We start from the raw sequence: 23,546 nt of genomic DNA, 5'->3' as shown, positions 1-23,546 counted from the left end.
TCACCGGAGGTCACCGCAGGTTCAGCGGTGGTGCATGCAGGGTTCGGAACGGTGTCGTCAGCAACCGGCCGGAAAGCGGACACACCATGTCACGGCGTCTCCCTGTGGCACTGGAGGAGTGCTGTCGTGGCCGGCGGAGACTGTGCGGGCTGACGGCGAAGCCTCGGGCGCCGGCTGGCCGGTGCGGCGAGAGTGCGTGCATGGCGTCGCGAGGCAGACGGGAACTGTCAGACAGGCCCTAGGAGTCGGACACCTTGGTGACCGGCGGTTCGGGGGTGCCCGCCCGCTGGAAGGTGCCGTACAGCAGCCAGAGCCCGGGGACGAGCAGGACGGCACCGCAGGCCAGGGCGATCAGGCATGCGGACAGAACGGCAGGTCGGGAGGCGGCCTGGTCCACGGTGAGGGTGCCGACCAGCATGGCCGGGTACTGGGCAGCGCCCCAGGCCCACAGGATCGCCGCGACGGCGAGTGCGGCCGCCGCCCGGGCCGCCACGTAGCGCCCCTTCACCAGCAGCCACAGCCCGATGACACCGCCGACCGCGCTGACCACCACGAGCGGCAGTGCGCGATGGGTCAGCCCGTGGAACAGCTCCGGGGCGTCGGCGCGCAGCACCGCGGTCCCCGCCAGAGCGACGGCACCGCTGGCGAGCCCGCTGACCATGGCCCGCCGCACGAACGTCCGGGCCAGTGCGGCCTCGCCCGCACGGTCCGCGTCGGCGCAGAGGTAGACGGCCGCGAGGTGGGCACAGGTGAGGACGGCCAGTACGCCGCCGAGTACGGAGGTGGGGTTGAGCCAACTGGTGATCACGTTTCCTGCCGCGAGTCCGGGCGGCACCCGTCCCGAGGCGACCCCACCCGCGACGGCGCCCATGAAGAAGGGCGTGACCAGCGAGGAGACCGCGAAGCACGCGCCGAACAGCCGCTGCTGCCACAGCTCGGTGCTGGCCTTGCGGAAGGCGAAGGCGGCACCCCGCGCGATGATGCCCAGGGCCGCCAGGGTCAGCGGCAGGTAGAGGGTGGACATCACTGCCGCGAAGACAGGGGAGAAACCGGACCACAGCAGGACCACCACGAAGATGAGCCAGACGTGGTTCGCCTCCCAGATCGGCCCGATGCTGTGCTCGATGAGCCGGCGCTGCTCACGGCCACGGGCGGAGCCCCCGGCGAGCAGGTCCCACACACCGGCGCCGAAGTCGGCGCCGCCGAACAGGGCGTAACAGGTCAGCCCGACCCACATGACGGCGAGGGCGGTGTCGGCGAGCACGTGACCTCCAACGGGGCGGCACTTCGGGGCGGCGGGCGGCGGGCGGCGGGCGGTGGGGCCGGGCATGGCCTCGGCCCTCGTCACACGACGGGGCGGCCCTGGTCACACGACGGGGTAGTTCCGCACGTCCGCCTCCTGTGGAGCGACCGGTACGGGCGTGCCGCGGGCAAGGCGCCGTAGGACGTACACCGTCGCGACGGTCATGGCGGCGTACACCACCAGCACCAGCCACAGGCCCGCCATCAGCCCGGGCGCCGGGTTGACGGCGTCCCGCACGCTCATCACCCCCCACACGATCCACGGCTGCCGACCCAGCTCGGTGACGGTCCAGCCGCTTTCCAGCGCCACCACGGACGCCGGGCCGGAGAGCGCGACCAGGGCCAGCAGCAGCCGGCTGCCGCGCCGGTCGAGCAGTTCGCCGCCCGAACGCCGGGTGCGCCACCACGCCAGCAGAAGCCACAGACCGAGCGCCAGCAGGAAGAACCCGATGGCGACCATCAGGTCGAACGCCCAGTGCACACCGGTGACCGCGGGCCAGTGGTTCCGCGGCACCTGGTCCAGTCCCTGGACCACCGTGTCGGCCCGGTATCCGATGAGCAGGGACAGCCCGCTGGGAATCTCCAGCCCGTACTTCAGCCGCTCGTCCACGGCGATCCCGCCGAGGGTGAGGGGAATGTGGGAGCCGGTACGGTACACGCCCTCCATCGCGGCCAGCTTGGTCGGCTGGTACTCGGACAGGAAACGGGCGGCCCAGTCACCCACCACGATCTGGAAGGGGGCCACCACCGCCCCGACGGTGAACGGGAGAGCGAACCCGGCCTTGTGATACACGTCCCGGCGCCCCCGGAGCAGGGCGACCGCGTAGACGGCGGCCGTCAGGAACGACGCCACCATGAACGCGGCGAGGATCATGTGCACTGTCTGGGGCGGGCTCGCCGGATTGAGCATCGCCGCCCAGGGGTCCACCTCCACCACCTTGCCGTCGCGCAGGGTGAACCCGCGGGGCTGGTTCATCCAGGCGTTCGCGCAGACCACGAAGAACGCCGAGGCGGTGCCGGCGATCACGATGGGGATCCCGCTGAGCAGGTGTCTGCGCGGCGGCAGCCGGTCCCAGGCGTACAGATAGATACCGAGGAAGATCGCCTCGATGAAGAACGCGATGCCCTCCAACGCGAAGGGCAGCCCGATGACCTGACCGAACCGACCCATCAGACCGGGCCACAGCAGGCCCATCTCGAAGCTGAGGATGGTGCCGGACACGGCGCCCACCGCGAACAGCACCCCCATGGCGCGGGCCCAGCGCCGGGCCAGCAGCTTCAGCGCCGGATCGTCCCGGCGGATACCGAGCCATTCCGCCAGCAGGGTGAGCGCGGGCAGTCCGACCCCGAGGCACGCGACGATGATGTGCCAGGCCAGGGAGAACCCCATCTGCGCCCGTGCGGCCGACAGATCGCCCTCCGTCGCGGCCCTCGCGAGGATCAGCACGGGCCAGGGGGCGGAGGCAACAGCGATGTCATACACGAAGTGTCCGTACCCCTGCCCTCTACGGTGAATCGACCGGAAGGTCATCTAATCACCACATTAGACAGCAATTCCTCCCATTCATTATGACCTTCGGGGGTTGTCGTCACATGTCACGCCCACATCAGCAGGACGGCGAGGACGGCGGCTGCCGACCGGCTCGCGGAGGACGTCGTCGGGTACACGGCCCGACGCGCGAACTGGTAGGTGGTGCTGTGGAAAGGCCGGCCACAGCACCACCCGGAACGGCAGCGGCACCGGGTATGCCATCGACGTCCGGCCGGTGGGGTCCAGGCCCGCCCCGTCCGCGGACGGGCCGACCCGAGAAGGATGTCGACGCCCGCGTCGGGGGCGGTCGGCCCGGGTCCCGCCAGGACGGCGTACGACGTCGCCGGCCTTCAGGATCGCGGCGGACAGTCCGCCCGTGGCCGCCAGTGCGGAGCACAGGTCGGGGCCAGGCATGGCGAGAACGATCATGAAGATGATCACGAGGACGATCATGTCGTGACCCCCGCTCCACGGGCGGCCCGGTCCGCCGGCGCGGACGGCAGGCTGTGCGCTGCTCGCCGGGCGGGTCCGCGCCATGAACCCGGCACTTCACCGCGATGGCGACTGCGCCCGCAGGAGTTTGGGGATCCTGCACTCCCAGAAAGGCGGCAGGACAAGCCGACGGCGGTCACCCCTCTACGGGATGACCGTCCACCTCGGCGCCGGCGGCCTGCCGGTCGTGCTTGAGACGGGTGAGGAAGAAGTCCCGGACGTCCTCGGCGAGCAGCTCCGGCACCTCCATCGCGGCGAAGTGGCCGCCGCGCTCGAACTCCGACCAGTGCCTGATGTCGTAAAGCCGCTCGGCCAGCGGTCGCACCGACTGCGTGATGTCGTGTGCGAACACCGCCACGCCCATCGGCACCGGGCACGGCTCGGTCCGCCGCGGCGCGTCGCGGTGTATCCGCGCCGACGAGGCGGCGGTGGCGGTCAGCCAGTACAGCGAGATGTCGGTGAGCATCCGCTCGTCGCTGATCGTCGAGCGAGGGTCGGTCCACTGTGCGAACCGCTCGGCGATCCAGGCCAGTTGGCCGACCGGGGAGTCGGTCAGCGCGTAGCCGATGGTCTGCGGGGTGGTGGCCTGCAGGGCCTGGTACGGCGGACGATGCGCCATCAACTGGCGGACCTTGTCCAGTCGGGCCTCGTCCGATTCGGACAGTTCGACGCCGGCATCCGGGTCCGGCCGGGTCGGCAGGTAATTGACGTGGACCCCGACGACCTGTTCGGGGGCCACCGCGCCGAGCGCCATGGAGATGCCCGCGCCGAAGTCGCCGCCCTGTGCGCCGTAGCGTTCGTAGCCGAGACGGCGCATCAGTTCCGCCCAGGCCCGCGCGACGTGGACGACGTCCCAGCCGCGCTGGTGGGTCGGCCCCGAGAAGCCGTAACCCGGGATGGACGGAATCACCAGGTGGAAGTCGCGCGACAGCGGCTCGATCACGTCGAGGAACTCCAGGAACGAACCGGGCCAGCCGTGGGAGAGGATCAGCGCGAGCGCGTCCGGTTTCGCGGACCGGACGTGGACGAAGTGGATGTTCTGGCCGTCGATCTCGGTGGTGAAGTGCGGAAGCTCGTTGAGCTCGGCCTCGTGCGTACGCCAGTCGTATGTGGTGCGCCAGTACTCGGCAAGCTCCTTCAGCCGCGCGAGCGGGAAGCCGTAGTCCCACCCGGCGTCGGCGACCTCGTTGGGCCAACGGGTGCGGGAGAGGCGGTCGGTCAGGTCGTCGAGGTCGGCCTGGGGGACGTCGATGCGGAACGGCTTGATCACGGTCTTCACTCCAGGGAAGATTCGTTCGGAACCCAAACGTTCGTGGCACTAACGAAGGTAGACTGTTAGTGAAACTAACGCAAGAGGTGGAGGAACCCCCTATGAGCCCGAGCCCCGAGCCCACCCCGGCACGGCTGCGCGCCATCCCCAGCCGCCTGCTCGCCGGGGCCGCGGTCGTCGCCGACCGGCTCGTCAGTGAGCGCCTGGCCGCCGAGGACGCACACAAGTGGCACTTCGCCGTACTGGTCGCGCTCGCCGAGGGCGGCGCCGCCAGCCAGGCCGAACTCAGCCGCCGCACCGGCATCTACCGCAGTGACATGGTCGCCGTGCTCAATGAGCTTGCCGACGCCGAATACATCCGCCGCGAGCCCGACCCCGCCGACCGCCGCCGCAACGTCATCACCCTCACCCGCGCCGGTGGCCGCCGCCTCGAGCGCCTCGACATGCTCATCGCCGACGCCCAGCGTGAACTCCTCGTCCCCCTCACCCCCGGCCAGCAGGACGAACTCACCCACCTCCTCACCCTCCTGACCGAGCACCACCGCCCCCCGCACCCGCACCCGCGCACGCGCGATCCGCAGTAGCCAAGCCATCCGTGCCCTTCCGCAGCCGAGCCGGCAGGCGCCGTGAAGGCGGGCTCTGTGTATTGGACGGCATGGTTCGAGGGGCCGATCTGGCTTTCCTGGCTTGCTGGGCGAGTCGGTGTTCGTCCGCCTCGCGGATGAGTTCGTGGGAGCGGACCTGGTGCGACTCGAAGTGCATGCCACTCGCTCCTACTGCTGGAGCTCCATGACGTCGGCGACCACGCAGCTGACGTTGTCGGGGCCGCCAGAGCCGTTGGCGAGGGCGATGAGTTCGCGGACCGCCTGCTCGGGCTCACTGATGTCGGAGAGCACTCGGAGGATTCCTTCGGCCGGCACGACGGTGGACAGGCCGTCCGAGCAGAGCAGGTAGCGGTCTCCGCGCTGGGCGTCGTGCAGGCGCATGTCGGGTGTGGAGTCGGCTCCTTGGCCCAGGGCACGTATCAGCAGGGACCGCTGAGGGTGGGAAGCGGCTTCTTCGGGGCTGAGGCGCCCTTCGTCGACCATTGACTGCACCATGGTGTGGTCGTGAGTGATCTGGAACAGCTCTCCGTCTCGCAGGAGGTAGACGCGGGAGTCGCCGATGTGGACCAGGGCCAGCTGCGAGCCGGTCCAGAGCATCGCGGTGAGTGTGGTGCCGGCGTTCTCGGAGGAAGGGCCGAGTCCGGAGATGCCGTGCACGGCCTGCTTGGCCCGGTCGATTGCGTCTTCGAGGACGTTGAGGAGGTTGCCCGCCGGGATGCTGTCGGTTTCGAGGCTCTTGAGCGCGTCGACGGCGGCGGCGCTTGCGGGGGCACCTCCGCTGCCGAAGCCGTCGGCGACGGCGAGCAGGCGGGACCCTGCGTAGGCGGTGTCCTGGTTGCTCTCGCGGACAAGGCCGGTGTCGGAAAGGGCGGCGTAACGGATGCCCAGCGGCTTGGCGGTCGGGGACATGGCAGGGTCCTTCCAGGAGAGGTGCTCGATGAGGAAGGTGGCCAAGTCCCGCCGTGCGGCGGTGTCGGCTTCGACCTGGGCCCAGAACGCGCGGATCTCTTCGGCTGCCGGACCTGCCTCCAGCGTGCAGACCTGTTGGATGCGGGCGAGAGGCATCCCCAGCCGTCGGAGCCAGGCAACCAGCCGGGCCTGATCCAGTTGCTCCGGTGCGTAGAGGCGGTAGCCGGTCACCGGGTCGACGCGAGCGGGAGTCAGCAGGCCGAGCTCGTCGTAAAGACGCAGCGCCTTCGGCGACAGCCGGGACGCCTTCGCGAACGTCCCGATGGTCAGCAACTCCATGCTCGTTCCTCCTCATGCCAGGCACGTCGCCCGGCCCCACCGATGCTGTGGGCTCCCCCAAGGTGAAGGTCAACAAAGAGCTCCAGTTGGCCCCGTCTGATGTTCTCCCACTCGGTCGGAGGCTGCGTGACCAGCTGAGGACGCTGGTCCGTCGTTGGGGTTATGGGGCGGGTCCAAGAGGGCTTCGATCTGCGTTGCTGTGGCGGTGATGGTCGTGCTGAGCCATGTGCGACTGGCGCCTCGCAGGGGCGTCTGCAACGGGAAGCGGCGGTGGAATTCAGCGAGAACGTCGGCGAACGCCTCCAGCAAACGCGCGGAGACCTACGGGCGGTGCACCCGCGGGTGCCGGTGGACAGCCAGCCACCGCACGTTCGCCGTCAGCACCTCATCCGGCGTTCCCACCCGCACGAAGTCCCGGCCCACCGACCGGCAGGCCGCCGCCGTCACGGTGAACGTCGCCGCGTCATCCGGCTCGATCCGCTCGTCCGGACGCACGTCCACCACCAAGCCCGTGCCATCGGGGCGGCGTACGAAGAAGTCCGGCGTGTGCCGCACCCGCTTCCCATCCGGGCCGGTCCACGACAGCCGAAACGGCTGGGTCACATGGTGGCTCGACGATCACAGGGCCCGACGATCACATGGTTCCCCCGGAACCGGCCTACGGGCCTACCGGTCTACAGGCCTACCGGTCTACGGGCCCACCGGCCACGGGACTTTGGACGAGGTGGCCCTCCCGCCGACAGCGGAAAAGCCTTTGACCAGCGAGCCCGGGGCGATCCATGATCGCGTTCGTGACGACGCCGAATCAACTGATAGTCCGGGCCGCTGCCCGCAGCGACGCCGAGTGGTGCGCAGCGATGTGCCGGTCGCACGGTCTGATGAGCGAGTTCGGGCTGCAGGCCTGGGCCGCCCCGGCCCGCACACCTCTGTACTACCCCGATGCGGTGACGCTCGCGCCGGGTGTCGACCCCGCCGTGCTGGGCGCCCGGATCGACACCGCCGCGCCTGGTGCCTCCGTGAAGGACAGCTTCGCCGACCTCGACCTGACGGACGCCGGCTTCCACGTCCTGTTCGAAGCTAAGTGGATCCACCGCCCGGCGAGTCCCCCCGCAACCGCGTCGGATCTCGTCTGGGACGTGGCGGACAACCCGGACACGCTGCGCACTTGGGCACTGGCCTGGGACGACGGGGAGGGCGACGCGGACCTCTTCCGGCCCGAACTGCTCGATGACCCGACCACGTTCGTGCTCGCCGGACGGTCCGACGACGGCCGCGTGGTCGCAGGAGCAGTGGCGAGCCGTAGCGACGAGGTGGTCGGAATCTCCAACGTCTTCGCGCTGGACGGCGGACCCGATGCGGCCTGGCCGGTCGTATTGGATGCGGTGCACTCGCTGTGCCCCACCCTGCCGGTAGTCGGCTATGAACACGGCGATGCCCTTGAGGCCGCCCTGCGCCACGGCTTCGAGCCTGTCGGCCCACTGCGGATCTGGCTCCACGGCTAGATCGGCTTGAGGCGCTCCGAGCCGCCGTCCCTGCGCCACCGTGGGGAGCGACTTGCGCGGGACCTTGCCTGATTTCGGCCCTGCCGATGTGGGACGTCGACTGGTAAGCCGGTGGACGTCGCTCATCGAACCCGGAGAAGGAGGGTCATGGAACGGGTTTTCGACAGCAAGGACTTCACTGGGCAAGAGGCTCTGGCCGCCTGGACCGAGGCGGCCCGGCGGGCGGTGATGCCGAAAACCTTTCGTGCTGTGGACAGCGACGTGTTCAGCGGCTGGTTCGACGAAATGTCACTGGGACCGGTGCGGGTTTCCTCGATGGCTTACTCCTCGATAACCACATCCCGGACACCGAAGTTGATCCGCGTCTCCGATCCGGAGTGCCTGCATATCGTCGTGCCCCGCTCCGGCCCTCACTTCATCGAACAGAATCGGCGCAGCACTCTCGTCCGGCCCGGAGAACTCGTTATCTTCGGCAGTTCCCGGCCGTTCGAGTCGTACGCCATCGGCAAGGCGATGCTCATGCAGTTCCCGTTCTCCCTGCTACCGCTGAGTGCTCGCCGTGTCGACCAGCTGGTCGCCTGCCGACTGCCTGGCGACAGGGGGATCGGCCAGTTGCTGGTCGACTACTTGGCCCGGGTGACGGACAACCACGCGTACTACACGCCCCCGGACATGACTCGGCTCGGCACGATCGGTCTCGACCTGGCCGCTGCCGTCGTCGCCCATCATCTGGAGCGTGAAGACGAGGTTCCGGCCGACAGCCGGCAACGAGCCCTCTACGCCCGCGTCACCTCGTTCATCCAAGAGCATCTCGGCGACCCCGCGCTCAGCGTCGACGGCATAGCGGCGGCCCACCACATCTCCGTCCGCTCACTGCACCGGCTCTTCCAAGCACACGGCGCGAGCGTCCGCGCATCGATACGCGAGCAGCGCCTGGAACGCTGCCGCCGCGACCTGGGTGACCCGGTGCAGCGTCACCTGCCCATCAGGGCCATTGCCGCCCGATGGGGCTATCTCCGGCCCGCTGACTTCACTCGCGCCTTCCGCTCTGCCTACGGTGCTGCGCCTGTCGACTACCGGCACCAGGCCCTGCAGCGCCCAAGCACGCGCAAGTCCTCGCGGACGTGACCCTCGCTGTCTCTCGTTTCTGGCGCTCGGCGCCAACGATCTGGCACATCTCGCTAAGGCGATGCGTGCTGCGGGCCTCGAGACTGGGTGAGCGCGGTGACACATAAGGAGCGCACCGGAAGAACCTCTGGAAGGGGAGAAGCCGATGAGGCACACAACCAGCCGTACCCGGACCCGTCGCACCGCTCTCGTGGCGGGCGCCCTCCTCGCCATGACCATGGCCGCCGGCACGGCGCAGGCCGCCACCTCGGCCGCCGGGCAGCAGGGCTCGGGGGCCCGCATCATGGTGGCGCCGGACACCTGTCCGAAGTACTACTTCTGCGGCTACGCGGGAGCGAACTACTCGGACCGCGTCTTCGCGTTCAAGGACTGCTACATGCAGCCGATCGCGGCCAGGACCGGCGGTTCCTGGTACAACAACCAGTCCACCGGCACCAAGGCCAGGATGTACAACGCCAGCAAGCAGCTCGTCTACACGACCCCGGGCGCCCCCTACGGCGACCCCCACGGCGACTGGACGGGCATCCGCTACATCGACGCCTGCTGATCCGTGCTGAGCATGAGGGGCGGCGCCACGGGGGGCCGCCCCTCATCTCGTTCATCGGCACCGCGTTGGTCCGGGTCACTCCGCGTCGTCGGTGAGACCGAAGTCCTCGGCGAACGCGTCCAGGAACAACCGCCGCTCGGCCGACGGCCCGGCTGCGGCCACCCCCCGACAACCTGGGCGAGCGAGCCCCGCTGATAGGGGGTCAGCTGGCCGAAGGTGCCGGCCACGAAGTCGAGTTGTTCGGCGGCCGCGCGGGGTTCGCCGTCGTCTTCAGGGCCTGCTCAACAGGGCTCCGAGGAAGAACCCCAGCCCGATCACGACGAACAGCGCGCCGAGTGCGACGAAGAGCCACCAGAAGCCGTTGCCCTCAGCCGGGAGCGTCCAGCGCGACGGATCCGCCGGGTCGTAGCGGACCTCGACGCGGGTACCGACGGGAAGCGTCCTGTCCTTGGGGCGAGCTATGCCCGCCCTGGTTTCCATGGCCTGGCCGTCGGCCGTGCTCCAGGCGATGACCGGGTAGTACACGGTGGTCCCGACGCTGTGACTGGTGCTCGTGGAGTCCGAGCCCGGTGCGATACGGGTCTGCTCAAGGCGGGTCACCACACCCCGCGCCCCCGTGCCTTGTCGAAGGAGGCGCCGGGCCTGTCGAACCTTGAGGAACGCGACGGCACCGACGGCAGCCCCCGCAGGCGTGAAGATCAACGCGAAGAGCCAGGGGACCTGGGAAGGAGACATGAGATCTACTCGATTCATAGTGCAGAGAGCCAACAGATGCGAGGGTGGCCCAGGTGTAGGTCTCATGGTCGCGCATGGCCCGCCTCACCATGCAAAGACCGTTGTCGACGCTCGTCGGGCCTGCGCATGGCGAGGCACGCCAGGAGCGGGGTTGGGACGGTGCTCTGGCTTGGTCGCCGCTGGACATGGGCCCCACCCGGGAGGTGCCGCCCCTCGCCCTCGACGAAGACGAGCGCGCGGAGCGACCACCGACCCGTTTCGCGGGAGCAGGCAGAAGCGCTGGCCGACCGGTTGTGGCTGGAGCGCGTCGTGGAGCAGGCCGAATGGCAAGGCGAGACCGACCCTGAGCGGCTCACCCGCGCGTTCACCGCTCCGTGGGTGGCCGCTATCACCGGGCGCGAGACCTTCGGCTGTTGCCGTGACTGCGGTCAGTCCTAGATCGGCGGTGCAGGCGAACCCGACGCCCGCGGTTCCGTCTACTTCCCCACCCGGTGCACGGACTCAGCCGCAGCCGGCCGCGGACTGATGCTCCTCCATGGCGGCTTCGACGGCTCGTCCGGGTCGGAACCCAGCGACGTGGCGGCTCGATGCGAGGATCGGGGTGCCGTCACGGACGACGTCCACTCCGCCCGCGCGCAGAACCTCGGTGTCAGTCACGGACTGTGCCGTGGGCACGATCGACCACCGCCATGAGAACTTGCACGAACGCGGTCAGGGTGGAGGTGTCCCAGCCCGCGCCCCGTACGTCCTGGCCTGCGGTGTGGCAGCGGTCGTCCGGCCGCGCCGGTCGCTTCCGCCGAACTGCCAAGCTCCCAGCGCGCTTCGGCTCCTGTCGCTCACGTCGGTTCCACACGGTCGCCGACGCCCTCGAAGGTTTCGCCGCAGGCACCGTCTCGTCCGCTGCGGGGCCTCGTCCGTCGACGGGTCCCTGGCGCGGAGGCACCCCGAACAGGGGATTGCATGCGCATCGTTTTTCGATAATATCGATTCTCGATAACATCGATCAACGTTGGTGAGGCGGCGCGGCATGCCTGAAGACCGGAAGATGCTCGAACCCATGGCGACGGTCGTCTCCATAGCCCTACGAGTCGTGCTGGCCCTCGTGGCAACGGGCGTCGTCCTCAGCGCCGTCCACGGCGGCTGGGCGGGCACCACCATCTGCATCACCGACGACTCGAGCAGCAGCTCGCATGAAACCGTCGGTGCACTCGCCCCCGAGCAGGGAGCCCAGATCGGCTGGATCCCCTACTACTGCGCCGACAGACCCGACGCACACCTGCGTCTCCTGCACGAGCTCGGTCAGCTGCCCTCGATGCTGTTGCTGATCAGCAGCCTCTTTCTGCTGGACCGGCTCCTGCAAGGGGCGGCACGAGAGGGCGTGTACACGGAACGCACCGCTTCCCGCCTCCGCGCACTCGGCTGGTGGTTGCTCGCGGGGAGTGTGATCGTGGAGATCATCCAGGCCAACGCCAAAGCGGCATTGCTCGCGGAACTGGCGAAGGACGCCCACTTCACGGTCGGCGCCTGGCTGAACATGTGGTCGGCACCGTATCTGGCCATACTGACCGCACTGGGGCTGCTGACCTTCGCGCGCATCACCCGTGCCGGCGCGTCCATGCGCGAGGACCTCGCGGGGGTCGTCTGATGACCGCCGACGATCACGAGGGACATGACATCGAGGTGCACCTCGACACGCTCCTCATCGAACGCGGCATGACGCTCACGGAACTCGCCGCCCGAGTCGGCGTGACCAATGTCAACCTGTCCATCCTCAAGAACGGGCGCGCGAAGGCCATCCGCTTCTCGACCCTCACTCGTCTTTGCGAGGTTCTGCAGTGTCAACCGGGAGACCTGCTCAGTTACCGCCACGGCCCGACGCCGGAGAATCCCCGAGATCACTGACCGTGGCATGGACTGCTGTGCCGAACGAGATGAGGGGGGCCGGCCGCTGAGCGCATCCGACGGTCCGGCCGCGCAGAAGTGCAAGCGTCTCTGCTGCGGCGCCTGGGCTCGTGGGCTGCAGATCCACGACTCGTCACGCATCGAGCTGCCAGGCCGGTGACGATGTAGTAGGAGGCCTCCGGCGGCCGGCCTGGCACCGTCACACGACCCAGGCCATGGCCGTCCGCCGCTGCCTGACCGTCCTGCGGGCCTGCGGGCCTGCGAGCTGGATACCGGGAAAGCAGGAGAGCCGAAGATGCGCGACGGCGTCCACGAAGCCCCCCACCCTCGAAGGAGCGCTGATCCGCCGACGACGGCTGAACTCGCGATGAGCGTTTGCGAGACAGGCAGGTCCTACGCTGACGGTCCGGTCGGTGACCTCAGACGGGCTTGCGCCACACGGAGATGTGTTTTGCGGAGTCCTGAGTGAACGGCGCCCCGTGCCAGTCCGCGACGCGACGTTCCAGCTCGAGGCCGGCGATCCGTGCCATCAGGTCGAGCTCTGCCGGCCAGGCGTACCGATGCCGGGAGGTGCCGCGGCGGTAGTGGCCGGCGTCGCCGTCGCGGGTGAAGTGGTGCGAGACGAGGATCTGTTCGACCAGGTCGAAGGTGTCGAAGCCGAGATGCTCCGCAGAGACGTCGAACGGCACGGCGATCTGGCCGGGCGGCAGGAACCGCAGCGGCGGCACGCCCAGCTCTGCCCGGCCGTCCCCGGCGATCTCGGCCAGGAAGGCGAGAGTCGGCCCGAGGGCGGCGGTCGAGGACAACTCGGCCTCTTCCGCGTCGTAGCGTTCGGCGGTCGCACGGCTCCACAGCTCACTGCTCGTCACGGGCAGCCACTTTGCCGGGTGCCGAGGGGCGCTGTCGACGCATTTACCTCCCACCGGCTCCGTGTTCCCGGAGCTGGGGGCGTGTCGGTACATACCCCTTCAGGAGCCGTCCTGACCAAAGGCACCAGGTCAGTCCAGTCGCGACAGGACCGCCCGGCCCGGGCCCCGGAACACCCGCACCGCGTGGATTTCTGGGCGTACGGCCTCACCCCTGACCTGACATCGCATAGGGTCGCCCTCGCTGTGTCAGGGGAGCGTGAACCGGGGGCAGACAGTGGCTTCGGCATGGGTGTGGCGCAGAGCGGTACTGTGCCTGCGCCAGGGGTGGGCAGCGGTGCTGCTGCTTCTGCTGGGACTGCTTGCCTCGGTGGCCGTGACGTTCTACATGTCCGCCGTACCAGACCTGCCCCGCACCTCGGATTGCAACGAGGTTGTGAGCAATCCGCCGCGCTGGCTGGTGGGGGACCAGGAGTTCGACGGATCCGAGTGCTGGTGGCGGAACAGGGTCAAAGCCCTGGCGCACAACGGAGACGTCTGGTCGGTCGAGCTCGACCGGCACCTGAACGTCGTTCAGACCGACGGTGGCAGGCCCCGGATCGTGCTGACCGCGAGTGCGCCCACCGACAGCGCGTTGGTCCACGCTGTCAGTGAAGGCCACCACACGCAGAACATCACCGGCTTCGTCGAGGGGGTCTGGGGAGTTCCGCTGGTCAACGGGCAACTGCCGGACTGGCAGTACCCGAAGCTGACGCTGCGTTCCTCGGCCGCACGAGCCACCATCGAGGTCGACGGAACCTTCCCGACACGGACCGGGACCATCAGCCAGATACCGCAAGGTCCGACCACGCTGAACATGACCGTGAGCCGGCAACACATCGCAGCGGTGGACACCTCCTGGCAGATCACCGCTCAGGATTCGCACCACCTGAGTGCACGGGCGAGGACGGCGACGCAAGCCGAAGCGCTGTCGATAACCCTGGCGGCCGGGACCGCGCCCGCGCATGACACCTACGCCCAGCGGGCCGATCCACGTCGGGTGCTGCCATGGGTGTGGCACGAGGCGATCCGGATGAGCGACGCGTTGGCGACCGAAGGCAACGCGGCTCTGTCCGCAGCCGGATGGTGCGCCCTGGTGCTGTCCTTCCGCGCTGGTGCACTGAGCGGCCTGGGCGGGCAGGAGCTGACCCGGCTGACCCGGCTGGCCGGGGTGGTCCTGACGGTGCACGGAGTCCTCTGGACGGCCAACGGAGTGGATCACGCAGCCGACGTGGGCGTGACGTCCGGCACCCCGGCCGCGCGCCTGGCGACGAGCCTGCTCGGCTGGGAAGTCGCCGGATACTGGGCGTTCACTGGCGTCGTCGTACTCCTGACGTGCACCACCTTGGTGGTCCTGCCGACGACTGTGTGGCAGTTACGTCAGGACCTGTGCCCGCCGACGCCGCCGCCGAGCCGACTGGGGCGCCACGTCAGGCCGGCGGCTGCCCTGCTGGCAGTCACAGCGCTGTGCGCTGCTGCCTCAGCGCTGTACGCCCTTGCGTGGCTGCAGTACAGAACCTTGCCCGATGAGAGGCAGACGGCCCTGGCCCAGGCGGTCACGCTGCCCGTTCTCCTCTTCGGGTTCCTCGTGGTGCTCTGCCTGCTGGCCATGGCCGTAGCCCGGTGGGCCGGATGGCGGCTGCGTCTTTGGCCACTGGTCACCTGCTGCGCCGTCGTGCCGTTCTTCGCCGTCGCCGCCGAGATGACCGGCAGTGCCGGCACGGTACCGAACCTCCTCAACTGGGCCGTTCCCGGACTGGTCGGAGGCGTCGCGGTGCTTGCCACCGCGTGCGCGGCGACCGTTGCGTTCGGCTCACCCCGCCGACTCGGCGGACGCGTCCTGCTGCTCCTGTATCCCGTGGCCTTCGCCTTGGCGGTTACCTGGCACTGGGCCTCCTCCGCACGTCCGAACTGGTGGGACCTGGCCAGTCTGGGACAGGACCTGGACACTCTGAGCGGGCTGATCCTGGCCGCCGTCACCGTCCGAGGGTTGCGCTCGCTGGGCGACGACGCCACCACAACGCCCCACCTTCTGCGCCGCCATCGCGCGCTGGGCATCGTGCTGGTCTTCGCGCTGGCCGCGGGCAGCCTCACGCTGAGCACCCAGACGAGCTCGATCGCCGTCGCCGCTGCAGCCATCACCACCTGGCTGGCCTTCCCCTACGGGCAGATCCGCCTGGCCGCGGCCGTCTTCGCCCAGGCTCCTGCCGAGCGGGCGGCCAGGCTGCGGCGGGCTGTCCGCTCAGGCACCGACCGGCGCTCCCTCGCGACCGCGCGCAAAGCCACCCGGGAGGCGATCAGTGAGGGACCACGGCCCTACGCTGCCGCGCACAACACCCTCCGCGCGCTGGAACGCCGTTCCTTCGACCGCGAACTGCCCCTCCAGGGCGGCATCCTCGTCAGTGAACGGCAACTAGCCTTCGGTGACTACCTGGACGCTCGTCCATGGGCGCGGGGCGTGCGCGCAGCCCGCCTGGGTGCCGTCATCGGCGCCCCCTTCACCGCACTGTCTCTCGCGGGCGCGGCCGTGGCCGCCGCCACGTCCACTGAGCACCCGGTCTCCGCGGTGCTGGCCACAGCCGCACCCATCCTGCTCACCTGGGCCGGGTTCGGCCTGCTGTACGGCTACTTCTTCCCTCTCCTGCGCGGATCGACCGGCTTCTCCAAGGCGCTGTCCCTCTACGGCGTCATCGTCGTTCCCGCTGTCTGCCATGTCCTGGCCTCGCCCCGCTCCTCGCACTGGACGGCGTGGACCCAGACCCTGCTCTACGCTCTCGAAGCCCTCGCCTTCGCCATGACCCTCGGCCTGCGCGCCGACAGCGAGATGCTGGCAGCCCACTCCATGCGCCCCGCCCGACTGGCCGACCTGCACAATCTCGGCACGATCACCGCTTGGTGGTCGACCGTCGCAGCCGCCCTCGCCACCGGGGCGGCCACTCTGATCATCGCCGGCCTCCAGCCGTTCCTCCTCGACGTCTTCCCCCAGCACGTCACGCAGCCGACACCCGCCCCCAGCCCTGCGGTGACGACACACTCGGCGCCCTGAACGGCCTTGTGGAAGAGGTCCGGGCCGGGCAGGCGATCGGCTCGTCGGTGGGCCGCGTGCCCGGTTCCGTTCGTGTGCTGGTACGTGCCCCCTCGTGCCCCCTCCGGGAGCTCGCCGGCTCCGCCGTCGTGCGTGCCCTGGTGGGGGAGCCGCGGACCGCCAAGGCCGCCATCGGACCGGGCAGCGGGCCACTCGTGATCGTGCACACCTACCCCGGGGGCTCACCGGACCACCGGTCCGCGATGACGGCAGTTCGGGCCTGGCCGTCCCCTCGGCCACCGGTGGCAGGACGGCTTGGCAGCACGGATAGGCCGCCCGTGGTCACCCGCGCGCCCATGTCGTCTGCGGCCGGGGTGCGGGGGTAGGGGACAACGGTGACCACATCCTCCGCGCCGGCGCCCGGCGGCTCGCCCCAGAGCGGGACGCCCACGCTCAAGAAGGCCTTGACGACCCCCCTGCTCTACTTCTTCATCCTCGGCGACGTGCTGGGCGCCGGCGTCTACGTCCTCGTGGGCCAGGTCGCTGCGAAGTCGGGCGGCGCCGTGTGGGTGCCCCTCCTCCTCGCCCTGCTGCTGTCGCTCCTGACGGCCGCCTCCTACGCCGAACTCGCCACGAAGTACCCGCGAGCCGGGGGCGCCTCCCACTACGCGACCCTCGCCTACGGGCCCTTCACCGGCTTCCTCGCCGGATTCTGCATGCTCGCCGCGGGCATCGTGTCCGTCGCCGCGCTGGCGCGGGGTTTCGCCGGTGACTATCTGAGCAGCTTCGTCAGCCTGCCCGTCGTACTCGTGGCGGCCGTGTTCCTGTGCGCCCTGGCCCTGCTCAACGCGCGCGGCATCAGCGAGTCCACCCGCGCCAACGTGGCGGCCACGATCGTCGAGGTGGGCGGACTGCTCCTCGTGGTCGGTCTCGGGGTCTGGTTGCTCCTGCGCGGCGACGGCGACCCCGGCAGGCTCGTCCACCTCGGCACGGCCGACACGGGGGCAGCCTCCGGGGTTCTGGGCGGGACGGTTCTCGCGTACTACTCCTTCGTGGGCTTCGAGACGTCCGTGAACGTGGCTGAGGAGACCCGTGACCCGCGCCGCTCCTATCCCCGCGCCCTCTTCGGCGCCCTGGTGACGGCGGGGGCCGTCTACGTCCTCGTCGGGATCGTCGCCTCGGCAGCCGTGCCCACGGGGACACTGGCCCGCTCCAGCGGTCCGCTGCTCGAAGTGGTGAAGGAGGCGGGCGGGGTACCGCCGAAGCTGTTCAGCGCCGTCGCTCTCGTCGCGGTCGCCAACGGGGCGCTGCTCACCGGCATCATGAGTTCCCGGCTGGCCTTCGGCATGGCGCGGGACGGCCTCCTCCCTCGCGTCCTGACCCGCGTGCTTCCCGGGCGCCGTACCCCGTGGGTCTCGATCGCGGTCACCACCGCCCTGTCCTTCTCGCTGGCGCTCACGGGAGACGTGGCGACCCTCGCCTCCACGCTCGTGCTGCTGCTCCTCGTGGTGTTCTTCCTCGTCAACACCGCGGTCCTCGTCCAGCGGCGCGACCGCCAGGCCCGGCCCCACTTCCGGACCCCGACCGCCCTCCCGGTCCTGGGCGCGGCATCCTGCGTCATGCTCGCCACGCGGGTCGAGGGCGAGGTGTGGACACGCGGGCTCATCGTCATCGCGGTCGGGGTGGCCCTGGGCACCGTCGCCGCCGTGAACCGCCGCCGGAGGGAGCGGTGCGCCACCTGAGCGTGAACGGTGCCCGGTCCGCACTCGCAGGCTCAGACGTCCGGACTCAGGTACGGGGCCGTGGGCGTCGAAGTCGGCTGTGAGACGTACGAGGTGGGGGCAACGGGCCGGGTTCCACGTCGTCCAGACGCCGTCGAGCGCTCGCACTTCCAGCTCACGCCCTGGCTGTCAGTGGTGGCACGTACGGTCTTCGCATGACTGATCAGCGGTGGGTGGGCGTACGTCAGCGGGTCGAGGCGGCGGGTGCCGGGCCCGGGAGCAGCAAGGTGTTCGGGGCACCGGGGCACAAGTGGGTCGTGGAGGAGCCGCTCACCCGGGGCGAGCTTGCCGAACTCGAGGCTCAGACAGGCGTGCGACTGCCGGAGGACTACCGGTCGTTCCTGCTCCACGTCGGCGCGGGCGGTGCCGGTCCCGCGTACGGCCTGTTCCCGGTTCGGCGAGTACAGGGCCGCTGGCGCTGGGAAGGTGACGGCGCGGACCTTGCCGACTTGTCGAGGCTCGCCGAGCCGTTCCCCGACCAGGGCCCGGACCCGCAGCGGCTCACCGAACTCCTAGCCCAACGCCCCCAGGAAGAGGATTTCGACGCCATCGAGGACTTCGACGACGCCATCGAGGCGTGGGACGAGCGGTGGGAGGCTGTCATGTTCGCCCCGGAGCGCACCGCCGGCGCCATCGTGATCTGTCACCTGGGCTGCGCCCAGAGGGAGTGGCTGATCATCAGCGGCAGTCACCGCGGCACGATCTGGTCCGACTGCAGGGTGGACGACGTGGACCTCGTCCCGCTCCTGAACGAGGACGGTACGCCGGTGAGGTTCGACCGCTGGTATACGGACTGGCTGAAGACAGCGGAGTGCACAGCGCTTTCGGCACCGTAGGGCCGACGTCGATTCATGCCGTGGGTGCCGGGGTGGTTGTCTGTCCGTCCTCTGGGCTCGGGTGGGAGGCGTGGCCCGGTGCGGTGGCGGTTCTGGTGTAGAGGACTTCGCGGCCTTGTTCGGCGGCGCGGATGAGGTTTTCGCTGACGAAGTCGAGGAAGCGGGCGGCGTTTTCGAGGCGGGTGGCGGCGGGGGTGCCGCGGCCGAGGACGGCGGCGCCCTGTCGTGCTGTGGCGATGAACTGGTCGTTGGCCCGGGCGCTGCGGATCATGGACTGGTACCAGAGGTCGTCGTCGACGACGTAGCGCTCGCGGCGGCGTTCGTCGCGTTCGCGGCGGACGAGGTCGAGGCCCTCGAGGAACGAGATCGCCTTGGAGATGGAGGCGGGGCTGACCGTGAGGCGCTGGGCGAGTTCGGCGGCGGTGAGGCTGCCGGTGTCGGTGGTGTAGAGGCAGCCCAGTACCCGAGCCATCATCTTGGGCAGGCCCGAGGCGATGAGGACGGCGGTGAGCGTTTCCTGGTAGTCGTGCACGGCCTGGGCGTTGCGGCCGTAGGACTGCGGGAGCGGCGACGCTTCTTGGGGCGCGGTCTGCCTGCGCCGGTGGATGCGCTGCTGGGTGGCTCGGTGGGCCAGGTCGGAGCGGTAGCCGGTGGCACCGCCGTTGCGTGTCACCTCACGTGTGATGGTGGAGGTGGGACGGTTGAGACGGCGGGCGATCTCGGCGTAGGCAAGTCCGTCGGCCAGTCCCGCCGCGATCTTCTGGCGCTCGGCCTGGGTGAGCCTGCCTCCCGGCATCACGACCCCCTTTCACGCGCCCCGGGTGCCCCAGGGCGCTGCTCGCTGCTTCCCCGACGCCTCCACCATAGCGTTCATCTTCAGAACATTGCAACGACGCTTGTCCTTGCGTTGCATTATCGGGAGGACGTTGCACCGATTACTGCGCGCTGAGCTGCACACATTCGCGCCTTGAGCGTAAGTGTCGTTGCCATGAGATGGAAAGCAACGTAGCTTTTCCATTGTTCGGAAACAGCAGCCGCAAGCGTGCAGGGAGAGCATGATGCAGAAGTTCCAGACCCTCGCCCCGGTCTCCGTCGTCCTGGGCATCCCGGCCGGACGTGTCCAGTTCATCGCCGCGGACCGGGCCGACACCGCGGTCGAGGTCCTTCCCGTGAACGCCTCCAAGGGGCGCGATGTGAAGGCGGCGGAGCAGACCACGGTCGTATACGCCGACGGAGTCCTGCGGATCGAGAGCGCGGCGGACAACCGGTACCTCGGTCCCGGTGGAGCCGTTGAGGTGACGGTCAAGCTGCCTGCCGGTTCGCGTGTCGAGGCCAGGGCGGCCGGTGCCGAACTGCGGGCCGTCGGCCGTCTCGGCGACGTCGTCTTCGAGGGCGCTTACCGGCAGATCAAGCTGGACGAGACCGCGAGTCTGCGCCTGACGGCGGTCGACGGTGACGTCGAGGTGGGCCGGCTGGGCGGCCCCGCCCAGATCAGCACTGCCCGGGGTGACATCCGGATCACCGAGGCCACGCGCGGCACGGTCGTGCTGACCACCGAATCCGGTGACATCACGGTCGGCGCCGCCGCCGGTGTCTCGGCCACCCTGGACGCCGGCACCAGCCACGGCCGCATCAGCAACACCCTCAAGAACGACGGCACCGCCGGACTCGACATCCGCGCCACCACTTCCTACGGCGACATCACCGCCCGCAGCCTGTGACGAAGCCGCACCATGAATGCCCGGCCGGGAACGCCGTGATCGGCATCCCCTCGGCATCCCCTCGGCCGCCCCGCGGCGGCCCAGCCGTCCGTCCCGAGGGCCCCGCGATCCACGCGCGGGCCCTGGGGCAAGCCGCACAGGCACCTCACGCGACCAGGGAGCAGGCATGACGAGGAACAGCACATCCCCGACTCCTTCGAAGTGGGCCGGCATGGTGCCGGTGGACGACACGGCTCTGGCCGTCACCGACACCGGCGGCCCCGGTATCCCGGTGGTCTACCTCAACGGCCAGTTCGCCACCCAGGGATACTGGCGGCGGGTCATCGCCGAACTGGGGCCGCGATGGCGGCACATCACCTACGACGAGCGGGCCCGCGGCAGATCCAAGCGTTCGGCCGACTACTCCTTCGAGGCCGCCGTCCGGGACGTCGACGCCGTTCTCGCGGCCAGGGGAGTGGACCGGGCCCTTGTGGTCGGCTGGTCCTACGGAGCGGTCGTCGCGACGCACTGGGCCGCCCGGAATCCCGAGCGTGCCCTGGGCGCCGTCCTCGTCGACGGCGCGTATCCCTACGACTGGCTCGACGAGGCCATGGAGCAGCGGATCCGCAGACTGTTCCGGCGGCTGGGCTGGTTCATGCCGCTGCTGCGCCCGACGGGCCTGGCCCCGCGGATGACCGCCGAACAGCAAGCGGACAGCAACATCGAGCTCGGCAGGCTCTCCCGCGAGAGCGAGCTGAGCCCCGTGCTGGACGACATCACCGTCCCCGTGCGCTACGTGGTCGCTTCCGGGACGTCCTTCGGCAGCCGCGGTGATGAACAGGAGCAGATACGCGCCAGCCTCGAAACCGTGACAGCCCGCAACACGAACATCCGGATCAGCGCGAAGGTCCCCGCCAACCATGGCGCGATCCTCAAGAAGGACTTCCTGGCCGTGACCGACGCCGTACGGGAGGTCGCCGACCTCGACCAGGCGCCGTACTGAAGCCGGGTGAGTGGACCCCGGTCGGCGGTAAGTCCTCACTGCGGCCGGCAGGGCTGGTCCCGATCCCGCAGGGCGACGACGTCCCCGACCGGTTGCCGACGGCCCTCCGTACCGCGACCACCACCCGCAGTCCGTGTTCTGGCTGGGCCGACTCTCATCGCCCACTGCGCCGAACACTCCCACTGACTGCCGCACTGCCCCCGTCCTGACCCGCCCCTCCGCCTCGACACGGCCTGACGCGTGTGCATGGGACCGCGCCGGCCGCCCAGCAGCGCCTGGCGCTCCCCTGGGACGGACTACCTGAGCCGGTGTAAGACGAGCGCACGGGGTGAAGTTGCGGAGAATCGGGGAAAAAGTTGCAGCAGCCGATGGGAGGTTGCCGTGGAGGGTGGAGATCTGGAACTGGGCGAGTTGCTGACCGCTGCGGAGGCGGCGCCGCCCGGTGAGTCCGTCGACGTGATAGCGCACGATCTGCACAAGCGGTTCGGTGCGGAGGGTGTGTTCTTCCTGTTCGTCGACCTCATCGGACAGAGGTTGATACGACTGGCCGCGGCCGGGGGTGATTTCGCGGACCGTGCCGAGACGATCGGCCTGCAGGGCAGTGTCTACGACAGCGTTCTGCGGAGTCAGCGCCAGCATGTGGAACCGGACGGCCAGGGCGGCCGGCGCGTCATCACGCCGGTCAGCAACCGTGGCGACTGCATCGGCGTCCTGGAGGTGACCTTGCAGTCCGCCGACGACACCGTGCTCCGGCAGGTCCGCGACGCGGCACACGCCCTTGCCTACATCATCGTCACGGACCGCCGCTTCACCGATCTGTACCATCTGGGCCGGCGTACCACGGAGACCAGCCTGGCCGCGGAGATCCAGCACCAGCTGCTGCCCTCGGCCCCCTGCTGCGAGGCGGACCAGTTCACCCTCGCCGCCGGACTGGTCCCGGCCGACGACATCGGTGGTGACACCTACGACTACACCCTGGACCGGGACACCCTGCACCTGTCCATCACCGACGCCATGGGCCATGACACGAACTCCGCCCTGCTGGCCACCTTGCTGGTCGGCGCGTTGCGGCGGGCACGCCGCAGTGGCTGTGACGCCCTCAAGCAGGCCCACCACGCCCACCAGGCCCTGCTGAGCCACAGCCGCGGTCTGGCCACCGGGCAGTTGCTGTGTGTCGACCTCGAAACGGGCCTGTGCGAACTGGTCAACGCCGGTCATCCCTGGCCGCTGCGGCTGCGCGACGGCACCGTCGAAGAGGTCAGACTCGCCGTCAACCTGCCGTTCGGCGTGGCGGCACCCGCCTCCTACCGCGCCCAGGAACTGCAGTTGCGTCCCGGCGACCGCCTGATCCTGCTCACCGACGGAATGCAGGAGCGCGGTGCCGCGGCCGTCGACCTGGCCGCGATCATTCACGACACCCGCGCGCTGCATCCGAGGGAGGCTGTCCGAGGCCTGACCAACGCGGTACTGGACGCCTGCCGTGGCAACCTCAAGGACGATGCCACGGTTCTGATACTGGACTGGCACGGCAGCCGCCGCCGAGTACCGGCCGAAACCAGACCGGTCCCGCGGCGATGAGCCGCGGCGAGCCGCGGTGCATTCCCTTCCCGGCCCGGGCCCAGGCGAACACGGCCCCGACGGGATCGACGGCTTACGGGATCGACGGCTTTCGGAGCCGGTCCGCGACCGCCAGATCGCCGTCGGCGGCTTCGTAGACGCGGAACTCGCCTGCCGTCTCCGGCATCTGCTTCGCGAATGCGGCGGCTGCCTCCTCTGCCTTCCGCTGGAACGTCCTCACGGTGCGGAGGTGGTACGCCGCCGCGCGCCGCGGGAGCGCGGTCCGCGGGAGCGCCAGGCGCCGGCCCCGCCCCGGCTCCCGCGTCCGCTGAGCGCTCCGGCCGGGCGCCGCGCCGGGTGGTGCGGGTTCACAGCTCGCTCGGGTGGCTGATGTCGTGCTCGTGGTAGAGGCGGGCGCGACGTCCGTCTCGCCCCGGGCCATCGGATCGAGCAGCCGGGTGAGCTGCTGCGGGGTGC

Annotated in this window: 21 protein-coding genes and 1 pseudogene; 13 read left to right on the top strand and 9 right to left on the bottom strand. The window is 69.7% G+C overall.

Annotated elements, in window-relative coordinates:
* Nucleotides 1-238: 238 nt before the first annotated feature.
* The 3 genes from AB0B40_RS29860 to AB0B40_RS29850 form a co-directional block, all read right to left on the bottom strand.
* A complete protein-coding gene (locus tag AB0B40_RS29860; RefSeq protein ID WP_362266584.1) occupies nucleotides 239-1,264 on the bottom strand; it encodes a cytochrome d ubiquinol oxidase subunit II in 1,026 nt (341 codons plus the stop codon).
* Nucleotides 1,265-1,366: 102 nt separating this feature from the next.
* Nucleotides 1,367-2,785, bottom strand: coding sequence for a cytochrome ubiquinol oxidase subunit I (locus AB0B40_RS29855; RefSeq protein ID WP_362266581.1), 1,419 nt, complete (start codon nucleotides 2,783-2,785; stop codon nucleotides 1,367-1,369).
* A 676-nt stretch (nucleotides 2,786-3,461) separates the two neighbouring features.
* On the bottom strand, nucleotides 3,462-4,595 hold the full coding sequence (locus tag AB0B40_RS29850) for an epoxide hydrolase family protein (RefSeq protein ID WP_345060282.1): 1,134 nt from the start codon (nucleotides 4,593-4,595) through the stop codon (nucleotides 3,462-3,464).
* A 101-nt stretch (nucleotides 4,596-4,696) separates the two neighbouring features.
* On the opposite strand from AB0B40_RS29850, the gene AB0B40_RS29845 reads away from it, so the two are divergent.
* A complete protein-coding gene (locus AB0B40_RS29845) occupies nucleotides 4,697-5,179 on the top strand; it encodes a MarR family transcriptional regulator (protein WP_345060280.1) in 483 nt (160 codons plus the stop codon).
* 189 nt (nucleotides 5,180-5,368) lie between these two features.
* Here AB0B40_RS29845 and AB0B40_RS29840 read toward each other — a convergent pair whose 3' ends face one another.
* Entirely contained in the window at nucleotides 5,369-6,448 is a 1,080-nt protein-coding gene (locus AB0B40_RS29840) for a MerR family transcriptional regulator (protein ID WP_362266578.1), read from the bottom strand.
* A 321-nt stretch (nucleotides 6,449-6,769) separates the two neighbouring features.
* Complete coding sequence (locus tag AB0B40_RS29835) at nucleotides 6,770-7,051, bottom strand: TnsA-like heteromeric transposase endonuclease subunit (RefSeq protein WP_345060278.1); 282 nt, start codon at nucleotides 7,049-7,051, stop codon at nucleotides 6,770-6,772.
* 188 nt (nucleotides 7,052-7,239) lie between these two features.
* Between AB0B40_RS29835 and AB0B40_RS29830 the strand changes: the two genes are divergently transcribed.
* The 3 genes from AB0B40_RS29830 (at nucleotide 7,240) to AB0B40_RS29820 (ending at nucleotide 9,625) form a co-directional block, all read left to right on the top strand.
* The gene (locus AB0B40_RS29830; RefSeq protein ID WP_362266576.1) at nucleotides 7,240-7,950 is read left to right on the top strand and encodes a hypothetical protein; all 711 of its coding nucleotides are present in this window, start codon (nucleotides 7,240-7,242) and stop codon (nucleotides 7,948-7,950) included.
* Between the two features lie 147 nt (nucleotides 7,951-8,097).
* Nucleotides 8,098-9,078, top strand: a complete 981-nt coding sequence (locus AB0B40_RS29825; RefSeq protein WP_345060274.1) for a helix-turn-helix domain-containing protein — start codon at nucleotides 8,098-8,100, stop codon at nucleotides 9,076-9,078.
* Nucleotides 9,079-9,223: 145 nt separating this feature from the next.
* Nucleotides 9,224-9,625: a hypothetical protein gene (locus tag AB0B40_RS29820; RefSeq protein WP_345060272.1), complete on the top strand. Its 402-nt coding sequence runs from the start codon at nucleotides 9,224-9,226 to the stop codon at nucleotides 9,623-9,625.
* Between the two features lie 270 nt (nucleotides 9,626-9,895).
* On the opposite strand, the gene AB0B40_RS29815 is transcribed toward AB0B40_RS29820, so the two are convergent.
* A complete protein-coding gene (locus tag AB0B40_RS29815; protein ID WP_345060270.1) occupies nucleotides 9,896-10,360 on the bottom strand; it encodes a DUF3592 domain-containing protein in 465 nt (154 codons plus the stop codon).
* A gap of 128 nt (nucleotides 10,361-10,488) precedes the next feature.
* Between AB0B40_RS29815 and AB0B40_RS29810 the strand changes: the two are divergent.
* The 3 genes and pseudogenes from AB0B40_RS29810 to AB0B40_RS29800 form a co-directional block, all read left to right on the top strand.
* Nucleotides 10,489-10,924: pseudogene (locus tag AB0B40_RS29810) on the top strand (hypothetical protein); the annotation flags it as partial.
* A gap of 463 nt (nucleotides 10,925-11,387) precedes the next feature.
* The gene (locus AB0B40_RS29805) at nucleotides 11,388-12,005 is read left to right on the top strand and encodes a hypothetical protein (RefSeq protein ID WP_345060268.1); all 618 of its coding nucleotides are present in this window, start codon (nucleotides 11,388-11,390) and stop codon (nucleotides 12,003-12,005) included.
* The gene (locus AB0B40_RS29800) at nucleotides 12,005-12,262 is read left to right on the top strand and encodes a helix-turn-helix transcriptional regulator (RefSeq protein ID WP_345060266.1); all 258 of its coding nucleotides are present in this window, start codon (nucleotides 12,005-12,007) and stop codon (nucleotides 12,260-12,262) included. Before AB0B40_RS29805 ends, AB0B40_RS29800 begins: the two co-directional genes overlap by 1 nt.
* Before the next feature lie 419 nt (nucleotides 12,263-12,681).
* Here the strand turns inward: AB0B40_RS29800 and AB0B40_RS29795 are convergent, their stop codons facing one another.
* Nucleotides 12,682-13,131: a hypothetical protein gene (locus AB0B40_RS29795; RefSeq protein WP_362266571.1), complete on the bottom strand. Its 450-nt coding sequence runs from the start codon at nucleotides 13,129-13,131 to the stop codon at nucleotides 12,682-12,684.
* 334 nt (nucleotides 13,132-13,465) lie between these two features.
* Between AB0B40_RS29795 and AB0B40_RS29790 the strand changes: the two genes are divergently transcribed.
* The 3 genes from AB0B40_RS29790 to AB0B40_RS29780 all read left to right on the top strand — a co-directional run bounded on the left by AB0B40_RS29790 (nucleotide 13,466) and on the right by AB0B40_RS29780 (nucleotide 18,809).
* Entirely contained in the window at nucleotides 13,466-16,213 is a 2,748-nt protein-coding gene (locus tag AB0B40_RS29790; protein ID WP_362266568.1) for a hypothetical protein, read from the top strand.
* A 374-nt stretch (nucleotides 16,214-16,587) separates the two neighbouring features.
* Complete coding sequence (locus tag AB0B40_RS29785) at nucleotides 16,588-17,934, top strand: APC family permease (RefSeq protein WP_345060261.1); 1,347 nt, start codon at nucleotides 16,588-16,590, stop codon at nucleotides 17,932-17,934.
* Between the two features lie 194 nt (nucleotides 17,935-18,128).
* Nucleotides 18,129-18,809 (top strand): SMI1/KNR4 family protein, encoded by a 681-nt coding sequence (locus AB0B40_RS29780; RefSeq protein WP_345060259.1) that lies wholly within the window; start codon nucleotides 18,129-18,131, stop codon nucleotides 18,807-18,809.
* A 13-nt stretch (nucleotides 18,810-18,822) separates the two neighbouring features.
* Here the strand turns inward: AB0B40_RS29780 and AB0B40_RS29775 are convergent, their stop codons facing one another.
* Nucleotides 18,823-19,605 carry a helix-turn-helix domain-containing protein gene (locus AB0B40_RS29775; RefSeq protein WP_362266565.1) on the bottom strand — a complete coding sequence of 261 codons (783 nt, stop codon included), beginning with the start codon at nucleotides 19,603-19,605 and terminating at the stop codon, nucleotides 18,823-18,825.
* Between the two features lie 262 nt (nucleotides 19,606-19,867).
* Here AB0B40_RS29775 and AB0B40_RS29770 point away from each other — a divergent pair, with 262 nt between their 5' ends.
* The 3 genes from AB0B40_RS29770 to AB0B40_RS29760 all read left to right on the top strand — a co-directional run bounded on the left by AB0B40_RS29770 (nucleotide 19,868) and on the right by AB0B40_RS29760 (nucleotide 23,090).
* Complete coding sequence (locus AB0B40_RS29770) at nucleotides 19,868-20,530, top strand: DUF4097 family beta strand repeat-containing protein (RefSeq protein ID WP_345060281.1); 663 nt, start codon at nucleotides 19,868-19,870, stop codon at nucleotides 20,528-20,530.
* Nucleotides 20,531-20,696: 166 nt separating this feature from the next.
* Entirely contained in the window at nucleotides 20,697-21,512 is an 816-nt protein-coding gene (locus tag AB0B40_RS29765) for an alpha/beta hydrolase (protein WP_362266562.1), read from the top strand.
* A 381-nt stretch (nucleotides 21,513-21,893) separates the two neighbouring features.
* Nucleotides 21,894-23,090: a PP2C family protein-serine/threonine phosphatase gene (locus AB0B40_RS29760; RefSeq protein ID WP_362266559.1), complete on the top strand. Its 1,197-nt coding sequence runs from the start codon at nucleotides 21,894-21,896 to the stop codon at nucleotides 23,088-23,090.
* A gap of 73 nt (nucleotides 23,091-23,163) precedes the next feature.
* On the opposite strand, the gene AB0B40_RS29755 is transcribed toward AB0B40_RS29760, so the two are convergent.
* On the bottom strand, nucleotides 23,164-23,310 hold the full coding sequence (locus AB0B40_RS29755) for a hypothetical protein (protein ID WP_345060252.1): 147 nt from the start codon (nucleotides 23,308-23,310) through the stop codon (nucleotides 23,164-23,166).
* Nucleotides 23,311-23,546: the final 236 nt, after the last annotated feature.

Source organism: Streptomyces sp. NPDC042638 (genome assembly GCF_040647235.1).
GTDB lineage: Bacteria > Actinomycetota > Actinomycetes > Streptomycetales > Streptomycetaceae > Streptomyces > Streptomyces rameus.
The sequence above is the reverse complement of the archived record's forward strand: the minus strand, read 5'-3'. Positions and strand labels throughout refer to the sequence as shown.

Excerpts from the sequence above, each read along its gene's own strand:
- AB0B40_RS29845 (WP_345060280.1), top strand. The coding sequence starts at position 4,697 with ATGAGCCCGAGCCCCGAGCCCACCCCGGCACGGCTGCGCGCCATCCCC.
- AB0B40_RS29840 (WP_362266578.1), bottom strand. The coding sequence starts at position 6,448 with ATGGAGTTGCTGACCATCGGGACGTTCGCGAAGGCGTCCCGGCTGTCG.
- AB0B40_RS29825 (WP_345060274.1), top strand. The coding sequence starts at position 8,098 with ATGGAACGGGTTTTCGACAGCAAGGACTTCACTGGGCAAGAGGCTCTG.
- AB0B40_RS29820 (WP_345060272.1), top strand. The coding sequence starts at position 9,224 with ATGAGGCACACAACCAGCCGTACCCGGACCCGTCGCACCGCTCTCGTG.
- AB0B40_RS29815 (WP_345060270.1), bottom strand. The coding sequence starts at position 10,360 with ATGTCTCCTTCCCAGGTCCCCTGGCTCTTCGCGTTGATCTTCACGCCT.
- AB0B40_RS29805 (WP_345060268.1), top strand. The coding sequence starts at position 11,388 with ATGCCTGAAGACCGGAAGATGCTCGAACCCATGGCGACGGTCGTCTCC.
- AB0B40_RS29800 (WP_345060266.1), top strand. The coding sequence starts at position 12,005 with ATGACCGCCGACGATCACGAGGGACATGACATCGAGGTGCACCTCGAC.
- AB0B40_RS29780 (WP_345060259.1), top strand. The coding sequence starts at position 18,129 with ATGACTGATCAGCGGTGGGTGGGCGTACGTCAGCGGGTCGAGGCGGCG.
- AB0B40_RS29775 (WP_362266565.1), bottom strand. The coding sequence starts at position 19,605 with ATGCCGGGAGGCAGGCTCACCCAGGCCGAGCGCCAGAAGATCGCGGCG.
- AB0B40_RS29770 (WP_345060281.1), top strand. The coding sequence starts at position 19,868 with ATGCAGAAGTTCCAGACCCTCGCCCCGGTCTCCGTCGTCCTGGGCATC.
- AB0B40_RS29765 (WP_362266562.1), top strand. The coding sequence starts at position 20,697 with ATGACGAGGAACAGCACATCCCCGACTCCTTCGAAGTGGGCCGGCATG.